Source organism: uncultured Gimesia sp. (assembly GCF_963972345.1).
GTDB lineage: Bacteria > Planctomycetota > Planctomycetia > Planctomycetales > Planctomycetaceae > Gimesia.
The window spans coordinates 1-22270 of record NZ_CAXAVM010000045.1; the positions used below are offsets into that span (position 1 = coordinate 1).

Here is a 22270-nt window from a genome sequence, read left to right on the forward strand (position 1 = left end):
TCGCAGCGTAAAACGTACCAGATTACCCAGTCGCAGTTCGAGCAGCTTACCAAGGGGCTCGTCGACCAGACCACCAGCATCACCAAGGCGCTCCTGAAAGACAACGGCATGGGCTGGGCTCATGTGGATGTCGTTCTGACAACCGGCGGATCTTCCCGGATGCCGATGATTCGGGATGCTTTGAAGCAGGCGAGCGGGACCACGCAGAATCTGTCTCTGCCTCCCGATCAGTCTATTGCGCATGGTGCCGCGTATTACGCGGGAATGCTGTTAAGCAACCGTGAATATGCAGAATCGATACTGACATCCGAAGCTGCCAGTCGGCTGGCCAAAATGAAGCAGCACAGTGTGAATGCCCGCTCGCTGGGGTTTCTGGTTCGCGATCAGTCCGGACAGCAACGCATTCCTCACTATATTCTGCCGGCGAATACCAAGCTGCCCGCGTCGGTCAAACATACCTATGGCACCGTGTCAGCCAATCAGAGGCGCGTGCATCTGAAGCTGATTGAAAGCGGTGCCTCTCTGGATGAACCCTTCGTGATTCTGGGGAACTGTGTGGTCGAAGGGCTTCCCGCTGATTTACCCGTGGATTCAAAAATAGAAGTCATGATGGAATACGACGCAGAAGCGCGGGTCCACGTTTCCGCCCGGGACTGCACGAGCGGAAAAGAAGCAAAAATTGAAATTACCCGCGAACAGAATCTGGTACAGCAGTCTCTCGCCGGGACAACTCAATCTTTACCAGCAAACAACCTGGCGGTAACAGAAAAATCGGAAACAGAAAAAGCAGAGGAGTCTCTGCGACTCGACGATATTCTGGACCAGGCCGAATCCGTCAATCATCCGAAAAAAGCCACTCAACCACCAGAGCAGCCACCAGTGTCTACCAGGTCCAGGCCGGCCACACGGGGGCTGGACAGCTCAGAGCGTCCCGTTGCATTGTGCAATCAATGTGGTGAACCACAACTGGGGCCTCCTGCTGCAGATTGTTCTTCACCCGAGCAACACACCAGAGGGACCCGATCAACAAAAAAACAAGCTCCTCAGAAAGACCCCAGAGGTCAGCAAAATTCACAGGGAAAAACAAAAGGTTCACCACAAGCAAAACGAAAACGAAAAACGACTTCCGGGCGTTCCACATCGAACTCGTCTGCTGCAGCATCGCAAAAAAAAGCCCGGCCAAAACCCACCGGTCAACTGGACGCTGCGGAAAGCGAATTCTGGGATCTGCTTGAGGATGCCTGAAACCGGTCTCATCACTGTTATCGACGATTCCAGCACACAATGAATTACTTAGGATGTTAAAACTCTGATGAAAATTGAACGGATTGAATTGTACCATGTGGCAATGCCTCTGATTTATCCCTGGCGGACTGCGTATGGCGAAGATGCAGCCATCCATTCGGTCCTGTGTCGCATGATCAGCGGCTCCGTGGAAGGCTGGGGAGAGAGTACGCCGCTGGCGGCCCCCTGTTACAGCCCTGAATGGGCCGGTGGTGTATTTCATACGGTTTCTGAATGGCTGGCCCCCGCTGTGATCGGTCAGGAATTTGAGAGTGGAGAGGCTCTCCAGAACACACTGTCACTCTACAAAGGCAATTCGTTTGCCAAAGCCGCCCTGGATAATGCCTGGTGGAGTCTGCATAGTCGCATGACAGGAGTTCCCCTGCATACTGCATTAGGAGCGACACGCGACGAAGTACCCGTGGGAGCCGATTTCGGAGTGATGGATCATCTGGATGATTTAATCGAAGCGGTGGGAACCGCGGTCGCAGAGAAATTTTCCCGCATCAAGCTCAAATTTCGACCGGGCTGGGATGTACTAATGTTACAGGCAGTACGGACAGCCTTTCCTGATGACATATTTCACATTGACTGTAACAGCGGTTATCGCCTGAGCGATGTCGCCCTGTTTCAGGCGATTGATGAATTTCAACTGGCCATGATTGAGCAGCCTCTCCAGCACGATGATCTTACAGATCACCGTGAGTTGCAGAAACTGATTCAGACTCCGGTCTGCCTGGATGAAAGTATTACGCATCCTTATCGGGCTCAGCAGGCGGTCGATTTACAAAGTTGTCAATATGTGAACGTCAAACCGGGACGTGTCGGCGGGCTGACGAATGCGGTGAAAATTCACGACCTGTGTCAGCAGGCAGGGATCCCCTGCTGGGTGGGAGGCATGCTGGAAAGTGCCACCGGTGCCTCGCATTGTGCGGCCCTGGCTATGCTGGATAACTTTACCTATCCCGCTGATATTTTCCCCAGTGAAAAATATTATCGTGAAGATCTGTCTGAAGTTCCCCTGTCGCTGTCAGTGACGAAGGAGGGAGTCCCCGGCGTGAAAGCATTTTCGGAATTACCCGATCCGGACAGTCAGAGATTGCATTCACTGACGATTCAGAAAAAAATTATCAGCTCCTGAAATCTCTGCGGGAACTGGTTTGTTGTCAAATGTTCATAGTGTGAGTTCCGTGTTGAAATGAGATACAGCTGAAAATCAGGAAAACTTTCAATAAATTGACCTTACCGGGGAATAACCTGTGGTGTATCAGTATCTTTCTTCTTAGAGAGTCAGGTTATGTCATTATCGAATCATAACAATTCAGACGAACTGACAAGGCTGGTTGATGAGCATTATCAGCTGCTGTTTCGTTATGCGTACCGGTTGTCTGGCGACCGCGCTGATGCTGAAGATCTGACGCAGCAGACTTATCTGATTGCTCAGAAAAAATTGTCTCAGCTGCGTGATCCCAGGCTGGCCCGGTCGTGGCTTTGTACGATCTTGAGAAACCTGTTTCTGAAAAAAGTATCACAAAAGAACAGTTCTGTCTCTTTGAGTCTGACATTTGATCTGGCAGCAGAAGAAACAGCGACACAGGAACTGACATCACAAGAGTTGCAGAAGGCCCTGGATGAATTGTCCGAAGAATTCCGGGTTCCCTTATTAATGTATTACTTTGAAGAGCGATCTTATAAAGAAATCTCTTCTGAATTATCAGTCCCGATCGGCACAGTCATGAGCCGGTTATCGAGAGCAAAGTCATTTTTGCAGGAACGGTTTTCAGAACCTGTTCAAGATGCTGCAGCGATTCACACTTAGAAATTTAGACAGGACAGCGGCTTCATTATGAATACGTCAGAACCATCCCGATCATCAGGCTTTCCTGAATCAGACAATTCTGATTCAGGTCATGATGCTGATCATCCGGTTTTTGACGCGCAACTGAACCGGGTACTGTTTGATATCAATGTTCCAAGTGGATTGCGAGAAACTTTACTGCAGTCACTTTCTGACCAGGAAAACGCTGCGACTCTCACGGACCTGCCGCTGGAAACCCCCCGGAAGCGATTTCTACATCATCCCCGCCTGCTGGCCGGACTCTCTGCCTGCCTTGTACTGGCAGCAGTGCTGACTTTTCTCTGGGCTGCCCGACAACCGACGATTGCCCTGGCCCGCTTCGGCCCGGAACTCAACCTGGACAGTCGGCTGTTACCTGAATTCGATCAGCATTTTCCATCGCATCTGCCTGTCCAGGGAGGCTGGGACTCTCAGGGGCAATTGACGGTCTACAGCAAAACCTATGGTGTCACTGCCGGGACTTCAGGGTCACAGGACGCTGCTGCCCGTTTTTTTCGTCTTCGCACTGGAAATAACCGGTCTGTTTTTGGCGCTTTACTGCAGATTCCCGCCTGGCGTGTCACCCCCCTGCCGACACAGTCTTCTTTCGATTCGGGGCAGGTAGAATATTCCCAGTTAAATAAGGGGAATTATACTACCGTGAGATGGATCGAGAATGATCAGGTTTATGTGTGTATTGTGTTTGGCGGCGCACGCGAACTGGAAGCATTGGGACGTGCCCTGCAATCCACTTCCGCTTGAAATCAGAACCCTGACCGGCTCTACTGTTAGAGAGTTGTCTTTGCTGATCTGATGCAAATCATTTTCCACAAGGGGTTGTCATGCGCGTTTTATTTCAGTGCAGTCTGATGATAATGGGGGTCTGTATGTTCTCTGGGGTTCCCTGTAAAGCAGAAAGTTATGCTTATATCTCTCTGGGGGGAGAGAAAAAGATCGCCATTTATCAGTTGAATGAAAAAACGGGCGCGTTAACTCATCTTGGAGACGTGGAACTGGAAGGAGCACCCGGCTGTCTGGAAGTCGATCCACAAAAGAAATACCTGTTTGCATCCGTCCGCACAGCACAGAAATTTAAGAGTTTCTCGATCGACCCGCAAACCGGCAAACTGAAGCTCATTTCCAGCATACCGGCAGGAGGCAATGCCGCTTACATCGCAACGGATAAAACCGGCGGATATCTGTTTTCCGCTTATTACGGCGAAGGTAAAGTTGCCGTCCATCGACTGGGAAAACAGGGTGCGATCCTGGAAGAGGTTCTGCAGACGATTCCAACCGAGAAAAATGCACATGCGATTTTACCTGACCAGAAAAATCAGTTTGTCTTTGTACCGCATACCGGGCCTAACGCGATCTACCAGTTTCTCTGGGACGAAAAACAGGGAGTCCTGAAACCGAATTCTCCACCGAAGCTCTCCGCAGCCGCAGGTCTGGAGCCCCGCCATCTGGCGGTCTCGCAGGACAACCGTTTTCTCTACTTTGATAATGAAAAAGGAAGCTCAGTTACGGCATACAAGCTGAATGCAGAGACGGGAACTCTGACTCCCTTCCAGACCGTTTCGACGTTGCCCGCTGAGTTTAAGGGTAACAATACCTGTGCTGATATCGAACTGTCGCCCTCCGGCGATTATCTATACGCCTCGAATCGGGGGCATAACAGTATTGCCTGTTTCGCCGTTGATCAGAAAACAGGGGAGTTATCATCTATCGGACAGACGCCGACGGAAGATACGCCTCGGTCTTTCAATATCGATCCAACGGGTCGATTCCTGTATGCGGCGGGACAGAAGAATGGCAAACTGGCTGCATACAAAATCTCGCCTGAAAACGGAACTCTCAAACGATTTGCAACATATGAAGTCGGCAAATCTCCCTCCTGGGTAGAGATTGTAAAGTTTCCCTGATCCGCAAAATTGCCGCTATAATAAAGCGTGCTGTCAGCTTTTGCAGGAAATCGTTCAGTCAGCGAACAGAGAGCGTCGATGTTCTTCAGTGGATGAACTCAATGGTAGAGCTCGTCTCTGCGCAGCGTGTTCTTCGCTTCGTTAACTCTATTCATCGACTTTTTCTGCTCTTGTGAAGAGAGAGGCTCGTCATGCGCTTTTCTATATGCTCTTTGATTCTGACTCAGCTCTTCGTCGCTGCCTCTTATGGTCAGGAACAGACACCTCTGCAGATCAGCTCTGATCACTTCTCGGCAGACACACAGAAAAACTCGATCAACATTACAAAAATGCCGTCAACGGATGCTTCAGGCCCGGCGTATCAGCGGATGTCTGTCAGTCAGAAACTGATTCAGCAAAGAGCGTTTCTACAGGCGCAACAGCGAATGCAGCGTATCAGCGACCGGAAAGCAATGGGAATTACTCCAGGCAGACCGACCATTTATGTGAATGCGACTCCTCTGCCAACCTACTCTCAAATCATGCAGCAGTCAGCCTGGTATAATTACAATCCGTATCAATTCAATGGCTACTGGTATGGACCCGAATACTAGAGCGCATCACATTTAACCATAGCGTCTCTCAATCTATTATACTCGCTCCAAATGGGCCTGGAGACGCTACAGTAAAACTGGACACAGTCTAAGATTTGATCGACCGGGGTGAATTCACTCTTTTGCAGGAAGTGACTGTGCAAACTTCACTGCGCGATTGATCCAGTATTTGAGATCTTCTGAACTTCCATAACCCGCCTGCTCAACATAGATCATGCTTTTGAGCGGCTTGCCTGTGAAATCCATTTCGCGCGTGTCAGGTTCTTGCAGCGCTTTTTGCGCACCCTGCTCTCCCAGTCTCAACATCAGACGATTCTGCGTGACGCCACAGCACATGTTCCCGTGCAGCATAAAGCAGATCCCGCCAAACATGTTCCGTTCTGAATAGCCTGTGAGGCGTTTCAGCAGCAGGCGAACTCTTTGTGCCAGATCTTCATCGTACGGCATTTAAATCTCCATGCTGGAATTTATTCTCAGCGCCTTTCTTTTTTACAAAAAACTGAACAAACTGGAAGTGATCAGGGTTTTGATACAGGAAAGTGTATCTGTTTCTTCAGAGAATGTGAAAGTCAGGGATCTGGAATGTTTTGGATTCGAATTCTGTTATTGGTCTGTTTTATGGAGACGGGGTCTTTCATTCAAACGGTGGCCGCTCAGAATGAGAGAGTTGAAGACAAAACGGTAACGCAACCGGTTCCCTTTCATTCCATGAGTCTTTCCGGGCTGGATAATGTTTTTCAGATCGACCGGCAGTTTTATTCAGGGAGTGGGCCGCATGAGGAACAAAGTTTCCAGGCGCTCAAAAAGCTGGGAATTAAAACGATCGTCAGTGTGGACGGGACGACCCCTGATCTGGAACAGGCTCGAAAAGCGGGAATGAAATATATTCATATCCCGATTGGCTACGACGGCGTTTCCGAGCATGCCGGACTCGCTTTTGCGCGTGTTGCACGGGATCTGAAGGGCCCCGTTTATATCCACTGTCATCATGGCAAACATCGTGGTCCGACGGCAGCAGCTGTGGTCGGACTGTGTCGGGGCAGCCTGGATCAGAAAAGTGCCCTGCAGTTTCTGGCACAGGCAGGAACAAGCAAGGATTACTCCGGGCTCTGGAAAGATGTGAAACGCTTTCAAGTTCCCGATTCTAAAACCATTCTGCCTGAACTGGTGGAATCAGCAAAAGTGCCTCCCATGGTGGCCGCCATGGCGCAAATCAGCCATGATTTTGAGATGTCGGATAAGCTACAGCAGAACAAGCCAGGGGATCACAGGGAAAGACTGCGGGTATTGGTCCTGCTGCGCGAAGAATTACGTGAAACCGCTCGTAAATACTCTGATGATTATGATGAAATGTTCAAACAGTGGCTGAAAGAATCGGAACAGCAGGTAAAGGTACTGGAAGTCGCCGTTCAGCAGGGAAATCAGCAGATGTTTACAGCTGGCATGAAAAACCTGAAGTCTCAGTGCAAACGCTGTCACCAGGCTTATCGGGACTGAACTCTCTCTTGTTCGTTTACTCGGTTTCTTTCCAGATGAGTTCTACTCGCAGGCCTTTATTTTCTTCTGTAGGCGTATTCAGCTTTATTTCAAAATCATTTTTATTCCTACCCACATGCGCCAATGCACGTAGCGCAAACTGAAACCTTGATTCTGCTTTCGCCTGAATACGCATGCATCCCATAATGAACCCCTGTTCGATGTTTGAGAGAATTAGCAGGAAAAACAGCATAATAGGTAATCAGTAGTTGAGAATCGTAACAGAGTCTGGTGATAATGCACTCTCATTTATATCTATTTTATGGGCAGGGCTATGCGAATTATTTCTACAGTATTTTGGTCGGGTGTAGTGTTGGCAGTCTGCTGTTTCGGCAGAAGCGAAGCCGAGGAAAAAGTCAGCAGAAAGCGTTCTGAGCCCTCCGCTATCAACTCTTCGTGGGATGATCTGCTGGAAGGAATTGATACCCCCGAGGATTGGGTGGCGCATAAAAAGACGCTCAGGAAACGTTATCTTGAACTGATTCGTGACCAGTTCAAGCCGGAAAAACCTGATCTGCAGATACAGTTCCATGATACGGTGATTGTGGATGGGATCTACCGCCGCCAGTTGATCAGCTATCAGGTGGAAAACGACGAACGGGCCCATGCATATGTCGGAGTCCCCTTGTATTTAAGAGGCCCGGCACCCGGGGTCGTTGCATTACATGGTACTTATAAACAGGGAAAAGAACGGGCAGCCGGCCTGGTTGAGAACCCGGACAAAGCGTATCTGGATCATTTATGTCGGCGAGGGTATGTGGTAATTGCTCCCGACCATTTTGTTGCCGGGCACCGTATACCCGAGGCAGGACCTTACGATACCGAGGCCTTTTACAAAAAGCATCCCGAGTGGACCGCCGTGGGAAAATTTACTTACGAGCACTCGATCGCCATCGATGTACTGCAGACGATGAAAGAAGTGAACCCTGAGAAAATCGGTGTGATCGGACACTCTTTAGGGGGGCATGGTTCGATGTTTCTCGCTGCTTACGATGATCGAATCCAGGCAGCAGCCGGTAACTGCAGTGCTTCTTTTTTCCGCCAGAATTCTAAAGTAGAAGCATGGTCTCGAGATCGCTGGTATGTCTATTTTAAACACATCCGCCCTGACCTGCTGAACGGGGATCTGCCACCGATTGATTTTCATGAGATCATGGCATTGATCGCGCCCCGGGCATTTCTGGACCTGTCAGGACTGAACGATGGAGATCCACTGACCCAGCGGCAGCGCGTGTTGATGTTACTCAAGGTTATGGATGTGTATGAGCTGGAACAAGCTCCGCAGAATTTCGCATTTTTTGTGCATGGGAAAGGTCATTCGGTAGCTCATGAATCGCGGGAGTTGATGTATGGCTGGCTGGATACTCACCTGAAACCCTCTACAGCGACAAAAACAAAACTGGTGAAACCCTGAAAATTAGGAAAGCAAAATTAGATGGAACTGATTATAATCAGGCATGGCAAAGCGGAACATGCCGGTGTGGTACCTGGAGGAGATTCTGCCAGACCGTTAACGGAACATGGCAGTTATCAATTTCGAAAAGTGGCTCAATGGATGGTCGAACACCAGAGTTGTCCCGACTTGATTCTGCACAGTCCGCTGGTACGAACCACTCAGACGGCACAAATCCTGAAGCAAGAAGCGGAATTGAATGACGATTTCTGTCAGCCCCGGAACTGGCTCGGTTTTGGATTGGATCTGGAACAGTTGCTCTCATCCATCAGTAAGACTGCGTATGAACGGGTCGCAGTCGTTGCACACATGCCTGATGTTGCGCGGTGTACTTCAGAACTGATTGGGGGTGGTTACATCACCTTCAAGCCTGGTAATGCCGCATGCATTCAGTTTGAATCAGTCATCAGATCAGGTCAGGGAAGCTTGAAATGGCATCTGAGTGCACCCCTGTTTTAGCGCGCTGCCCGGAGCGTCAATAGAAATTCGTGCTGTAACGAGCTCTGATCGTGCAGCTAATACGAATTAAGAATGTTGCTTTGAGAACAGTTCCAGCACACGCGCATCAGTCAGGCTGTCGGCAATGAACTGAGCCGAACTGAAGTCCCCGTAGTTACTGTATTCGTGTGGAATCGAAACAACATAAGCGCCTGAGCCGACTCCCGACTTCGTACCTGTTTCACTGTCTTCCAGAACGAGCATCCGTTGTGGAGGGACGCTCATTTTTTCTGCAGCGGTCAAATAGATTTCCGGATGCGGTTTACCATGTGTGACATCTTCTGCAGTCAGGCTGATGGGGAAACGATGGATGAGGTCGAATTGCACGAGCAGAGTATCCAGGTAAGCCCGTGGAGAAGACGTTGCGACACATTTGGGAATCCCCAGTTCTTCCAGATAATCCAGCAGTTCGAACAACCCTTTCATGGGCTTGAGGTGATCCTGTAGAAGCGACTGGAAGATATCCTGACTTTCCAGCCAGAGTTCGTGGGGATCCTCTGGTTTATCCAGATGGCTGGAGAGATGTTCAAATCCTTCCATCGCCCGCCGCCCCATCATGCCCCGCAGGATATCGGGCGTCATCGATTTTCCACGGCGTTGCAGGAGTGCATCGCCTGATAGAAAAAAAACGTGTTCGGTATTAAACATTAATCCATCCAGATCAAAGGCGACTGCCTGGATGGGAAGCTGGTCTGACATGAGTAAACTCTTTTTTTGTAAAATAGAAACTGGTGAAGCGACTCTCTGATGTAGATTAGTCGTTCTTTCCAGCAGGTTCAATCGAATGGCCTGGACTGCCTCCCGTTTTGCTGTAGCGTCTCCCAGACCATCGGGACCTGGTGTATAATCGATTGTGATGTGATGCGCTCTAGAATGCAGGTTTCTGTCCTCGATAGCTGAGATCCAGCAGCTCCATGGGATGCGCGACCCAGAGTGGCTGATGAGACTGGCGGAGTTTGGAATCAATCTGCAATGTGCAGCCAACATTCCCGCTGATGACAATTTGTGCTCCCGTGTCCAGAATATTTTTCAGTTTGCGTTTTCCCAGTTGATCCGCCATTTCCGGCTGTGTCAGATTGTAGCTGCCAGCGGCACCACAGCAGATGGTCGATTCATTCAGGGGAATCAGGTTGAGCCCGGGAATCAGTTCCAGCAGTTTGCGTGGTTGATTTTGAACTTTCTGGGCGTGAACCAGGTGACAGGCATCATGGTATGTCGCGGAATGGGGGATTTCCCCCTGGGGAGCAATCGGCCCCAGTTCAAACAGAAACTCAGAGACATCCTTGAACTTTGACGCCAGTTGTTTCAACTGCTCTTTGTGTTCTGCGGAGACGCCCTCAATTTCTTCTGCGATGTGGCCATAATCTTTCAGCATGGCACCACAGCCGGCGACATTGACGATGATGGCATCGATGTCATCAAGTTCAAAAGCAGCCAGATTCTTTAATGCGAACTCCAGGGCAGCCTGGTCGGCACCGCTGTGATAGTGAATGGCGCCACAGCAGGCCTGCGTTTTGGGAATCACGACTTCGCAGCCATTGGCCTGCAGGACGCGAACCGTGGCTCGATTTACATGGCTGTACATCGCTTCCGAAACACAGCCTGTAAAAAAGGCAACGCGCGCCCGCTGGGTTCCCTGGGCGGGCAGAACTTCCGGCAGATCCGGTTCGGCCGGCTTGAGACGTGGCAGCAGATCATTCATGCGTTTCAGTTTATCCGGCAGCAGACTGGTCAGTTTCAACGCATTCATGAGTTTGTCGATTCGCAGAGTCTGCATGACCCGCGCCGGCACTAATGTCATCCGAATCCGACTGGGATAGGGAAACAGCCGGTAGAGAATCCAGCGGTGGAACCAGTCCTGTTGGGAGCTTTTACCCTGGCGGGCATCCATTTTCTGAATGTCGACGCGGAATGGCTCAATCAGGCGACCATATTGTACCCCGGAGGGACAGGCTGTTTCACAACTGCGACAGTCCAGGCAGAGATCCAGGTGACCGCGCACAGCATCAGAGAGTTCTACCCGCTGGTCGACCACCGCCCGCATCAGATAAATACGCCCACGAGGGCTGTCGTTCTCATTTCCCGTTTCCAGGTAAGTGGGACAGGCGGCAGTACACAAGCCGCAATGAATACAGTCCAGAAATTTCTCGTAAGGGATCTGAGAGCCGGGAATTTCTTTCGGATCTTTCGTGATGTCTACGGGATGAGAGCTAGAACTTCCAGGTTTCATATATTAACTCGTATGCGAGATGCAGTTAGTCGAAGAGATTGCGTTGAGTACGATTTTAAATTTCAACCAGTTCATTAAACCGTTGTGAATTCAGCAGGTGCTCAGGATCTAAAGCGTTTTTAAATTGTTTCATCAGATCCCAGCCTGCAGGGGGAGAACAGAACAGAGGCAGTGAATCAGACCAGTCTGACTCACACTGATAGATGTTCAAATACCCTGTTTTCGGATCAATGGTCGTTTTCAGCTGGTTGAATATCTGCTGGACATCATCCAGGGAACTGGCAGAATCCGGTAAATGCCCGAAAACAATTCCATCCGCTGCATGTGCCTGCACTGCGATATTCAGCTGAGTGGCTGTTTCAATAAATTTCATCATCTGCGAAGGGAGCAGAATGGCTTTGATCGTCACCGGGTCGTCGGAAGAGGTCTGATATTCAGTAAAGGCATCATACAGCCTGGTCGCCTCCTCGTTTTCCACGGTCTGGACATGGAGGGGGGAGAACTGATTCCATTCCGAGGCGATCTTGTCAGTCTGCCAGCGGACCTCGTTTTCAGGTCCTTCGTAACAGACGCACAAAGTATGATGGTCCGCAGGCAGTTCCAGACGCGCTTCTGCAGCAATCTGACTGGCTGCTTTTGCGTTACAGTATTCCACCGCAATCGGCCGTGTGCCCGAAGTCACGACTGCTTCCAGCGCCTGATCGATCGTCTGACAGGAATCGAACTGAAACCAGACCATGGACATCGACTGTGGTTTCGGTCTGAGGTTCAGCGAGACCTGGCTGATTACCGCCAGTGTGCCCAGTGATCCTACCAGCATTTTCCCCAGGTCGTAACCAGCGACGTTTTTCACTACACGACCACCGGATTTAAACAGATTTCCCATGCCGTCGATGGCAGAAATCCCAATGACATAATCACGAATCGTCCCATAGGAAAATCGTTTTGGACCATTAATATTGGTAGCGATCACACCCCCAATGGTTGCCCTGTTCGACTGGGGAACATCCAGGGGAAGCCTCTGTCCCTCCGCGGAGACAATTTTGATCAATTCGTCGATGCGCATGCCGGCTTCGACGGTAATGGTCAGGTCACGTATCGGGTAGTCGACTACCCGGTTGAGTTGTGAGGTACAGAGCTGAATTCCAGTCTGGCTGGCAGGACAGCAGACAGCCAGTGAAGTTCGTCCCCCGACTGGAAACAGCTGTCTGTGGTCAACTGCAGCATTTTCTGTCATGAAACGGCTTAATTCCGTTTGAGAAGCGGGAACAAATTCTTCCTGCGAGCCGGAGGAGAGAGGAGACATGGTTTTTCTTTCAGGAGCCTTATTGAATAATGGGATTGCTGTTGAATTGTGTGGTCGGGTCGTTCCAGCATCAGTGTGGTGCGCGTCTGGCCGGATGTGTCTGCGTAACCTTTGTTGCATTACCGGAACCATGTGGAGGCAGCACTTTGTCTCGACTGCAGATTTGTCGTGGATTAAAAATATTTCTGACCTTTTCCATAGTGGCCAGGTCGGTTTCATTAAAAATCCGGCTCATGAAATTGATTTTTTCCACACCAATGCCATGCTCGCCGGTAACGCTGCCACCCAGTTCCAGGCACTTTTCCAGGATTTCTTCGCTGGCTTCCAGCACCAGTTGGATCTGACCCTGGTCGCGTTCATCAAACAGCAGGATCGGATGCACATTACCATCACCGGCGTGAAAAACATTGACGATTCGTAACCCATACTTTGCGCTGGTCTGTTCTATAAATTCCAGGATTTCTGGCAGCCGTGTCCGGGGAACCACACCATCCTGGGTACAGTAACTCGGGCTGAGTCGTCCAATCGCTCCGAATGCCTGTTTGCGACTTTTCCAGATCAGCATGCGTTCTTCGGGTGTGTCGGCACGCTGAATTTCGCGGACATTATTCTTGTTACAGAGTTCCAGTATTTTGGATACTTCCGCATCCATTGCCACTTCGAGACCGTCTACTTCGATCAGTAATACCGCTCCCGCATCCAGAGGAAATCCAAAGTGAAAGGCTTCTTCCACTGCCTGGATAATGCCGTGATCCATCATTTCCAGCGCGGAAGGAATAATCCCTTCAGCGATAATTTCGGAGATCGCTCGGGTCGCATCTCCGATCGTCTGAAAGACTGCCAGCATCGTGCGATGGGCTTCCGGATCCCGAGTCAATCGGACGATCGCTTTGGTGCAGATCCCGAATGTCCCTTCATTGCCGACGTACACGCCATGCAGGTCATATCCGGGAACCTCCGCGGTGGGGCCACCCAGTTCGATGATGGTTCCATCAGGCAGGACTGCTTCCAGCCCCAGCACATGATTGGTGGTGACCCCATACTTCAACGTGTGGGGACCTCCGGAATTGGTGGCGATATTTCCGCCAATCGTACACGACCCCTGGCTGGAAGGATCGGGAGCATAATGATATCCGGTTCCTTTGAGGGCATTGGTCAGATGCAGATTGACCATGCCTGGTTCGACAATGGCATATCGGTCTCGGAGGTTCAGTTCCAGGATCTGTTTCATGCGGGTCAAGACGATCATGACCCCGCCCCCAATAGGCAGACAACCGCCAGAAAGACTGGTTCCCGCACCGCGGGCCAGAAAGGGCACGTTAAATTCATTGCAGATCTTGACGGTCGCTGAAACCTGCTCAGTCGTGGTAGGGAAGACAACAATATCCGGTGCGGATTTATCCACAATGTACCCGTCACACTCGTAAACGAGCAGTTCGTCCGCGTTATACAGGATACCGGTTTTTCCAACGATTCCGGTTAATTTCTGAATCAGAAGGGAGAAGGGACGGCTTCCTGCCTCCAGCTTTTCTAATACGGGAGCTGACAGGTTGATGGTCTGGCTGGTGTCGTCAACCATTGTCGGGGGTAGCTTTCCATTAGGGCAAAGGGAAATAGTGAAGGTATTTAAGATGTATTTTAAATCAAAGTCAGCTCAGGAATCAATTCTCTGCCTGCTGCTTCGTTCAATTCGCGAGGTTTAAATGCTGTATTTGTGCCAGAAAAAACGAATTCCGTCCATTCTGCAGAAGAAAGTCATTTCTGATTGACCCAGATGGGGCTGGACCAGGCCATCTCGCCATTGGACTGAATGACGCGTACATAATACCAGTCATCCTGTTTGCCATCGCTCTGATCCGTGAATGTGAATTCAGTATTCCACTGCTTATGGAATACAATTCGGTGCAGCATGGCCGATTCCCAGGGAAAAGGTCGGGTAAATAACATTTCATTGCTGACCGCCAGATCGGAAAACTTCTGCGTCAGCTGACATTCAGTCGGCTTTTGACAGGAAACAGAAATTCGGGTGTCTGCATCTCCTTGAATCCGCATGACGATGGCTTTCTGAGACCAGTCATCGACCTGTTGTTTGAGGGCAGTGAACGACTGGATCTTCAACTGCCGGGGTGTTTGTTCCAGGATGCGATCACGGCGGAATTCGTCCAGTGGTCCGGTCGTAAAACAGGGTTGGATCTGCTGGATTTCGCCCCCTTCGACATCGATATTGAATTTCCAGTCAGCCGTGCCGCCCCAGCCTAATGCCGGCCAGGGACCCCAGCCATATTCGAAACGCAGAACTACCGGTTGCTCCCAGGGATTGGCTCCGTTAGATTTATCAACAGGGAAATCTCGATGAATGACTCGTCCGTTTTTTAGAACTTCGACACGATCAATTTCATCCCAGGCCTGCACGTTCACTTTCAGTTCACGTTCATCGGTAAATGGTAGTTCCTGGCCCATCATCTGATCATTGAGATGGAAATCGAGTTCGATGCGATCTCCGGAGACTGCATAGCAGCGACGATGGCGCAAACCGTCGAATAACGCATCGCGGGTCAGTTCGGTGGCTTTGATGGCGGCCAGACCTTCGCGGTAGCCGCCCGGGTATCCCAGATGATCGTCCGTACTGGCAACCACTCCGAATCGATATCCCTGGTTCAGGTAATACTGAAGTGTGTGTTTCGTCCAGCGCCCCCCTTCCGTGTGCCTTTTATAGGGAAAGGGAGCCCGGTCATGTTCGGCGCAACCCCATTCGGAATGGATTTCCAGGACGGGAGAGACTGTGGAATCCATTTTTGTCGGATCAAATCCCCGGTGCCCCAGACGATTGGCTGGATGATGCGGTATCAGCAGGCAGCCCCGTTGCCTGGCGAATGACTGCAGTGCGGAGAGGTCTTCGATCAGTTCGTAGTCCCCCTGCAGATCGGGAAATAGAATGTGGTAGTCCCCTTCTTCGGTTCCATGTCGTTCATACCCCAGAATGGTGACAAACTCCCCTGGTGAATCGAAGTCCCTGGCCAGTTGAACGACTTCCGGCCAGCGGGCGCGGGCGATGTGAAATCCGTTTTTCCATTTGTGGGTGATTTTACCATCGTAATCGACGATATCAGGCCAGTAGGCATGAGGGGTAAAGGCATAGAAATCAAGATGATTTCGCGCTATTTCAAACGAGCGGTCGAGTGATCCCAGTGCATAACCTACGTGGTTGTGGTTATGTAAATCGCCGAAGTAATTCTGATAGTCAGTTGTCATTGGATTCTGGCAGTTCTGAAATAGATATTTTCTTTGCGGATATGCTGGGTCCTGTTCGCCTTGTCTGAACGGACTATCGATTCATCTGAAACATTATGCCGCAGGAATGCAAGTGTTTCTGTTCATTCCACCGTGAAACTCCACCGTGAAAATGAGCAGTTCGTTTATCTACCCTATTCTTCAGGTCATCGGCTCCAGGTGAGCCATTTATTGAAAATACTTTTCACCAGTGGACTGAGTCGTGTGCGATTGTATTGGTCGCCGATTTTTCGGATGGCGTCTGCCTGCGTAGGATAGGGGTGAATCACGCTGGCCAGTTTTTTTAATCCCATGCCGGACTGCATGGCGACCGAGATTTCTGAAATCAAGTCACCTGCATGGCTGGCGACAATGGTGGCCCCCAGAATTTTATCGCTTCCCTGTTTGACATGAATTTTTACAAAGCCATTTGTTTCGGCATCCAGAATGGCGCGATCAACGTCTTTCAGTTCCTGGATGAAGGTTTGGATGCGAATATTTTTCGCAGCCGCTTCATGTTCATACAGCCCAACGTGTGCAATTTCAGGCTCTGTGTAAGTACACCAGGGGATCAGCAGGTTGCTGCTCTTGCTTCTGCCTTTGAAGAGAGCATTTCCAATGACAATCCGCGCCTGGAAATCGGCGGTATGAGTAAACTGATAGCGCGAACAGATATCGCCGGCGGCATAAATGGCTGAATTGGTCGTCTGCAGATAATTATTGACGAACACGCCCTCCCGTTCATCGTATTTTACACCCGCCTGTTCCAGGTTTAACCCCTGCACATTCGGTGCACGCCCTGTGGAGATGAGGATTTCATCGACGATGATCTCAGACTGTTTACCTTGAAGATCAATCTGAATCGTTTTGCCGGCTGCAGTTCGAGCGATTTGAGTGCTGGCTGCGTTGAGCAGTATCTTGACGCCATCCTGTTCCAGTTGTCTCTGAATAATTTGCGCAGCATCACGGTCTTCCCGGGGCAGAATCTGCGTTCGTGACTGAATTAAAGTGACTTCTGAACCAAAGCGGGCGAAAGCTTGTGCCAGTTCACATCCGATAGGACCGGCTCCCAGAATTGCCAGCCGCAGGGGGAGTTGGGTTAATGAAAAGATGGTTTCATTTGTCAGGAAGCCGGTCTCTTCGAGGCCTTCGATCTCGGGGACAGCCGCCCTGGCACCGGTGGCGATAACCGCTTTTTTGAATTCAAGTTGCCGTTGATCAACCTGGATCGTAGAGCGATTGAGAAAGCTGGCGTCGCCGATAAAGACATCGACCCCCAGATCTTTAAAACGTTGCGCGGAGTCATGTGTGCTGATGTCGGCCCGCAGTTTACGCATACGTTCCATTACCTGGGGAAAGTTGACTGCCACTGATCCGGTAGCAATTTGAATACCCAGTTCGTTTGACTGCATGACAGCATGCATGGCCCGGGCGGAGCGAATAATGGCTTTGGAAGGAACGCAGCCTGTGTTCAGGCAGTCGCCTCCCATCAGGTGTCGTTCTATTAACGCGACTTTGGCACCCAGCCCTGCCGCACCCGCTGCGGTGACCAGGCCAGCGGTGCCTGCGCCGATGACGACCAGATTATATCTCCTCTCCGGTTGGGGATTGATCCAGCCAGGCGGGTGGACCTGATTCACCAGCTGTTGATTAAATTCATCGGGGGGATCAATCTGAAGTGATTCGGTCATCCTGCTCTCTTACGATAATTGTGGAAAGCGGCTCAAGTCTGTTTCTGCAGTCGATTCACTGTTTTCTTTACGAGTAGAGGAAATGTTCCCAGCAGTATAAAGGCGATTATCAGCTGCGGGGATAAAATTCCGCGAGCCCCCTGCTTTGAAAGTTCGTGCAGGGTGGGAACACTCGTGCCAGCGTAGACATAAACGGCGGTTCCAGCAAGCATACCCAGTTGGCTGACCCACCAGAATGTCCAGACGCGAATGGTCGTCAGACCCATCAACAGGTTGATGAGAAAAAACGGAACCGCGACGACCAGCCTGAGGGTAAAGAGGTAGAAGGCGCCTTCCTGTTCAAACCTTCGATTGAAGCTGGTGAAGCGATCGCGGTAGCGACTTTGAATCGCAGAACGAAACAGGTAACGGCTGGTTAAAAATGCCAGTGTGGCGCCCGCTGTCGAGGCAAAACTGACCAGCAGCAGACCTTTCCAGAAACCGAAAAACCAGCCATACGACAAAGTGAGCGGAACTGCTCCCGGCAGTGAAAGACCTGTAATTCCAGCATAGATCAGAAAGGCAACCAGGTAAATCGCGACTGGATGTCGTGCAGCAAAATCCTGCCAGTGATGTTCCTGGGCAGCGAGATATTCTAGCGTCAGGAGATCGCGATACTGAAAATAGACCAGGCAGAAGATCCCTGCCAGGATCATCAACACGATTATACGCAGGTAAGTCGAAGATGATTTCCAGCTTGATGCTGGCGCGGGCTGAGGCTTCAGCGATTCACTGGTCTCAGGAACGTGTGATTGCGAATCAGAATCGGCACGGTCCACCTGTGATGTCCTGTTCTAAAGGATTTCGCAGTAAAGTGAGTCGCATCCAAACCGGGACTGTATCCAGTTTTACTGTAGCGTCTCCAGGGCCAATTGAGCCGAGTATAATCGTTTGAGAGACGCTATGGTTAAGTGTGATGCGCTCTAGAGTATTGCGCGGATCTTTTCCAGAAACTCTTTGTTGCTCGGGAATTTCTTGAGGGTACTGCTGAGCTGTTCCATGGCTTCGACCGGGTTCAGTGAAATCAGGCTGCGGCGGAGCATTGTAACGCCTTCCAGGACTTCGGGGGCCAGGATTTTTTCTTCACGGCGGGTTCCGGAGAGCGTGATATCAATCGAAGGAAAGATCCGGCGGTCGGACAGTTCCCGGCTGAGAACCATTTCCATGTTGCCGGTTCCCTTGAACTCCTGGAAGATTACTTCATCCATACGGCTGCCCGTATCAATCAAAGCGGTTCCCAGCACAGTCAGGGATCCACCCTCGTCAAAACGACGGGCCGTCCCGAACATCTTTTTGGGAATATCCATGGCTTTCACATCCAGACCACCACTCATGGTACGTCCGGTGTTTCCCACCCATTTGTTAAAAGCACGTGCGGTTCGTGTGATACTGTCCAGCAGGATGAAGGCGTCTTCGCCTGCTTCAGCCAGTCGTTTTCCACGTTCAAAAATCAGCTGGCTCGTACGAACGTGACTTTCGACATCACGGTCCATCGAGGAAGAGATCACTTCGCCTTTGATCGAGCGCTGCATTTCCGTGACTTCTTCGGGGCGTTCGTCGATCAGCAGCACCATCAGCCGGATTTCGGGATGATTTGTGCTGACTGACTCTGCGATATCCTGCAGCAGCATGGTCTTACCGGTTCGAGGGGGAGCCACAACAAGTGCGCGCTGACCTTTGCCGATGGGAGTCAGCATGTCCATGATCCGCATGGTGATGGGCATGGGGCCTGTCTCCAGTTTGATCTGTTCAAACGGATTGATGGGAGTCAGCTCATCGAACGATTTGATTTGCATGTATTCTTCAATGGTCCGGCCATCAATCGTTTCGATGGATTTCAGGCGGGGTCCCTGGCCTCGTGTGCCCGGACCAACTTCACCGCGGATGAGAATCCCTTCACGCAGATTGTGTTTTTCGATCAGCGAACTGGAAACAAAGGCGTCAGAGTCCTGCGCCTTGTAATTGGATTTAGGATCTCTGATGAAGCCGTAAGCTTTCGGATGTAATTCCAGGACACCTTCAATGGTACCCGAGATATTTTCATCAGCGGGCGTGTTTGAGCGAGGTCGGCGGTTTTGATTTCTGTTGGCTCCCGTATTCCCGCTGCCGCCTGATCGCGAGCGATTTCCGCCGCGGTTAGTATTGGAGTTGGCGCGGCCCCGGTTGCCTCCACCCTGATTCTGGCCACCCTGCCCCTGTCGTCCTGGGCCCTGGTTGGTTGTTGTGCCGTCTGATTTTCTTCTTCGTCTTCTGCGGCGACGATTGCCTCCGGATTTGTCGGATGACTGATCACTGTCTGATCGATTTGTGTTATCGTCGCCTCGGGATTCAGCAGGAGTATCTGACATGCTTGCGGGTTCTCTTTCAGGTTCTGCATCGCTCTGGGATGAATGAGATTGTTCGAACATTTCGAGGTTTTCTTCCGCCTTGCGATGGTATTCATCCTGCAGGGCATCGGTCTCACTTTTTTCCAAAGTGTCCTCAGTAGAGCGTTCTACTTTCTTGCGTGGTTTCGTAGTTTTACGACGTGCAGGTTTGGGTTTGTCTGAAGTTTCAGAACTTTTAGCGGCCATACAGAAACACCAAATGTTTATAAAATAGTTTCGAAATAATTAGAGACACAACATCATTAGAGACACAATTACGGCATGAACGACTTACGAAGTGACAGGCAAATGCTTCAAGCCTGAATCATTGGCAGCAGAGAGCCTGCAATGATACTTGAATGCTGCTGGCATACTTCTGAACGTGCCGACTCTTAAACCAGAGGAAACCTGATCGAGGCCAGCTAATGGTACCGGCGTGATCCTGATCTCTTGAAGAAAGATTCACACAGTGGAATAACTCGCCCGGCTGCGGACTCGACCTTCTTGGCCTGAATATTCCAACTCTTAGGACAATCGCTTTTGAAACAGTAAAGAGATTTGGCCCAGGCATTGAAAACAGAATGCTTTGACAAGCTTGTTGACGAATGCCTCTTACAGCGTGATCGTCTTGCCGATATCCTTTCAGGCAAAAAATTGTGGTCAAAAACTGTTACTAGAATTCAATCGTTTCTATCAGGTTCCGTCAACCTATAAATGGTTGCTAATAAGGAACTTTAAAATGTTTTACTAACTCGTCCCGGAATCAGATTTCGCTCAATTGTCATCAGCAGAAGGTGACAAAAGCGGAGAAAAGATTCTGGTAGCGTATGTCGCCATTTCCACAAAACAGAAACAGCAGACAGATCACCTTCCGAGGATAATGTTTTTTAGCCAGAGAACTGGTCTGGTAATTTTGCAACTGGTTCAGATACGTCAATATCCTTCAGCGCGAATATGAAAGAGCAATTACTTTCAAGAAACAGGCGACCGCCCAGATTGAATCAAGGGTGGTGCCGATGAAGACTGAAGCCCCGCCGGAAACGACTCACATACTAAAAAAGCCAATTGGGTAATCAGTAATTTTCTTCTACTGACTGGTGGGTTATTGATCTCAAAAAGCGGGGGGAGATCCTCATTGAAAAACGGCTTTCCTGAGATGCCTAAGTTCGTATTGTGTATCAAAACCATCTCATAGCGTCAATACTAAATCGTATTGCCAGCTCGTTCTACAGTAATCTTAACTTATCTGCGGACAAAGTCAATTGACTATCCTGCTTCTATCGGATGTTTTGTTCAGGCAGAATGAAAAGAATCGCCCCTCACCCTGTCTTTTCTGGAATATCTCCTGGAAAGTAGCTGTTAGATTGGCTGAATTCAGGGTTCGAGATTGGCAGGTAGACCTGAAGGATAGGCTTTTCGGATATAATCGTTAATACGTTCAATGCGGTTTCCCGGATCAGGATGGGTACTGAAGAATTCGGGTTGTCCCCCCGGACCCGCTGCCCGTTTCAGAATATCCATGACCGAGATCATGGCGTGAGGATCGTACCCTGCCAGAACCATCAGCTTAATGCCCCAACGGTCCGATTCGAGCTCGTCATCGCGCCCGTATTTCATATTCACCATGGAACCCACCATCGCCGCCATCCGGGCGCTGCTGACGTCTCCTCCCGCCACACCTGCGGCACCGGCCAGCCCCTGGGTCAGTTCCTGTTTGGCCATTTGTTGTGCACCATGACGAGAGAGAACGTGTCCAATTTCATGCCCGAGAATACCAGCCAGTTGCCCTTCTGTTTCCAGTTGATTGTACAAGGCGGCGGTAATAAAGATCTGCCCGCCCGGTAAGGCAAACGCATTGACGACCTGATTGTCTTTGAGCAGGTGAAAGTTAAAACGGTAAGGGTTGTGCCGCCCCTCTTTAGCGAGAGCATCATTAAAACTGTCAAGCAGCCGACGTCCGACCTGATCGACATACGCCTGGGCCTGTTGATCCGGATGCTCTCCGTGATGTTGTTGCAGAATGGCAGGCAGCGCCTGCAGTCCCAGCGCGATTTCCTGCTGTTCCGTTAAAGCGACTCTTTGGTTCTCTCCCGTTATTTCATTGACATCAGACTTCATCTGATACGAAATAAAACTGAACAGCGCGATGCCGACGGCGATGATGAGCCGCATTTTAAACGAGGAATTCCGAGAACCATGTGAGGTTCTGATATAACGTGTCATGCTTACTTATCCTGAAAGCTTT

Annotated in this window: 20 protein-coding genes; 9 read left to right on the forward strand and 11 right to left on the reverse strand. The window is 50.3% G+C overall.

Going from position 1 to position 22270, the window contains the following annotated elements; translation table 11 throughout:
- The 6 genes from AACZ40_RS10085 to AACZ40_RS10110 all read left to right on the forward strand — a co-directional run.
- A partial coding sequence (locus AACZ40_RS10085) for an Hsp70 family protein (protein ID WP_339674306.1) occupies positions 1–1245 on the forward strand: 1245 nt, incomplete at its 5' end.
- Positions 1246–1312: 67 nt separating this feature from the next.
- A complete protein-coding gene (gene menC, locus AACZ40_RS10090; protein ID WP_291178778.1) occupies positions 1313–2425 on the forward strand; it encodes an o-succinylbenzoate synthase in 1113 nt (370 codons plus the stop codon).
- A gap of 156 nt (positions 2426–2581) precedes the next feature.
- Positions 2582–3103, forward strand: a complete 522-nt coding sequence (locus AACZ40_RS10095) for an RNA polymerase sigma factor (protein ID WP_291178781.1) — start codon at positions 2582–2584, stop codon at positions 3101–3103.
- A 27-nt stretch (positions 3104–3130) separates the two neighbouring features.
- The gene (locus AACZ40_RS10100; RefSeq protein ID WP_291178783.1) at positions 3131–3883 is read left to right on the forward strand and encodes a hypothetical protein; all 753 of its coding nucleotides are present in this window, start codon (positions 3131–3133) and stop codon (positions 3881–3883) included.
- Between the two features lie 80 nt (positions 3884–3963).
- Entirely contained in the window at positions 3964–5043 is a 1080-nt protein-coding gene (locus tag AACZ40_RS10105) for a lactonase family protein (RefSeq protein ID WP_339674312.1), read from the forward strand.
- 191 nt (positions 5044–5234) lie between these two features.
- Positions 5235–5636 (forward strand): hypothetical protein, encoded by a 402-nt coding sequence (locus AACZ40_RS10110; RefSeq protein ID WP_291178788.1) that lies wholly within the window; start codon positions 5235–5237, stop codon positions 5634–5636.
- Positions 5637–5750: 114 nt separating this feature from the next.
- Here AACZ40_RS10110 and AACZ40_RS10115 read toward each other — a convergent pair whose 3' ends face one another.
- Entirely contained in the window at positions 5751–6083 is a 333-nt protein-coding gene (locus tag AACZ40_RS10115) for a TfoX/Sxy family protein (RefSeq protein ID WP_291178791.1), read from the reverse strand.
- Between the two features lie 135 nt (positions 6084–6218).
- Here AACZ40_RS10115 and AACZ40_RS10120 point away from each other — a divergent pair, with 135 nt between their 5' ends.
- Entirely contained in the window at positions 6219–7133 is a 915-nt protein-coding gene (locus AACZ40_RS10120) for a cytochrome c (RefSeq protein ID WP_291178795.1), read from the forward strand.
- A gap of 16 nt (positions 7134–7149) precedes the next feature.
- Here AACZ40_RS10120 and AACZ40_RS10125 read toward each other — a convergent pair whose 3' ends face one another.
- Entirely contained in the window at positions 7150–7365 is a 216-nt protein-coding gene (locus AACZ40_RS10125; RefSeq protein WP_291178798.1) for a hypothetical protein, read from the reverse strand.
- A 120-nt stretch (positions 7366–7485) separates the two neighbouring features.
- Between AACZ40_RS10125 and AACZ40_RS10130 the strand changes: the two genes are divergently transcribed.
- Together AACZ40_RS10130 and sixA are read left to right on the forward strand one after the other, a co-directional pair.
- Positions 7486–8586 (forward strand): alpha/beta fold hydrolase, encoded by a 1101-nt coding sequence (locus tag AACZ40_RS10130; protein WP_291178801.1) that lies wholly within the window; start codon positions 7486–7488, stop codon positions 8584–8586.
- 21 nt (positions 8587–8607) lie between these two features.
- Complete coding sequence (sixA, locus tag AACZ40_RS10135) at positions 8608–9084, forward strand: phosphohistidine phosphatase SixA (RefSeq protein ID WP_291178804.1); 477 nt, start codon at positions 8608–8610, stop codon at positions 9082–9084.
- Positions 9085–9150: 66 nt separating this feature from the next.
- On the opposite strand, the gene AACZ40_RS10140 is transcribed toward sixA, so the two are convergent.
- The 9 genes from AACZ40_RS10140 to AACZ40_RS10180 form a co-directional block, all read right to left on the reverse strand.
- Positions 9151–9822, reverse strand: coding sequence for an HAD family phosphatase (locus tag AACZ40_RS10140; RefSeq protein ID WP_291178807.1), 672 nt, complete (start codon positions 9820–9822; stop codon positions 9151–9153).
- Positions 9823–9991: 169 nt separating this feature from the next.
- Positions 9992–11353 (reverse strand): heterodisulfide reductase-related iron-sulfur binding cluster, encoded by a 1362-nt coding sequence (locus AACZ40_RS10145; RefSeq protein WP_291178810.1) that lies wholly within the window; start codon positions 11351–11353, stop codon positions 9992–9994.
- A 55-nt stretch (positions 11354–11408) separates the two neighbouring features.
- Positions 11409–12659: an FAD-binding oxidoreductase gene (locus AACZ40_RS10150; RefSeq protein WP_291178813.1), complete on the reverse strand. Its 1251-nt coding sequence runs from the start codon at positions 12657–12659 to the stop codon at positions 11409–11411.
- Positions 12660–12729: 70 nt separating this feature from the next.
- Positions 12730–14238, reverse strand: coding sequence for an FAD-linked oxidase C-terminal domain-containing protein (locus AACZ40_RS10155; protein ID WP_291178817.1), 1509 nt, complete (start codon positions 14236–14238; stop codon positions 12730–12732).
- Between the two features lie 176 nt (positions 14239–14414).
- On the reverse strand, positions 14415–15911 hold the full coding sequence (locus AACZ40_RS10160) for a DUF3604 domain-containing protein (RefSeq protein WP_291178820.1): 1497 nt from the start codon (positions 15909–15911) through the stop codon (positions 14415–14417).
- A 185-nt stretch (positions 15912–16096) separates the two neighbouring features.
- Complete coding sequence (locus tag AACZ40_RS10165) at positions 16097–17620, reverse strand: mercuric reductase (RefSeq protein WP_291178823.1); 1524 nt, start codon at positions 17618–17620, stop codon at positions 16097–16099.
- A 32-nt stretch (positions 17621–17652) separates the two neighbouring features.
- On the reverse strand, positions 17653–18438 hold the full coding sequence (locus AACZ40_RS10170) for a TVP38/TMEM64 family protein (RefSeq protein WP_291178826.1): 786 nt from the start codon (positions 18436–18438) through the stop codon (positions 17653–17655).
- A gap of 144 nt (positions 18439–18582) precedes the next feature.
- Entirely contained in the window at positions 18583–20232 is a 1650-nt protein-coding gene (rho, locus tag AACZ40_RS10175) for a transcription termination factor Rho (protein WP_291178829.1), read from the reverse strand.
- A 1167-nt stretch (positions 20233–21399) separates the two neighbouring features.
- A complete protein-coding gene (locus AACZ40_RS10180; RefSeq protein WP_291178832.1) occupies positions 21400–22248 on the reverse strand; it encodes a M48 family metalloprotease in 849 nt (282 codons plus the stop codon).
- Positions 22249–22270 lie beyond the last annotated feature (22 nt).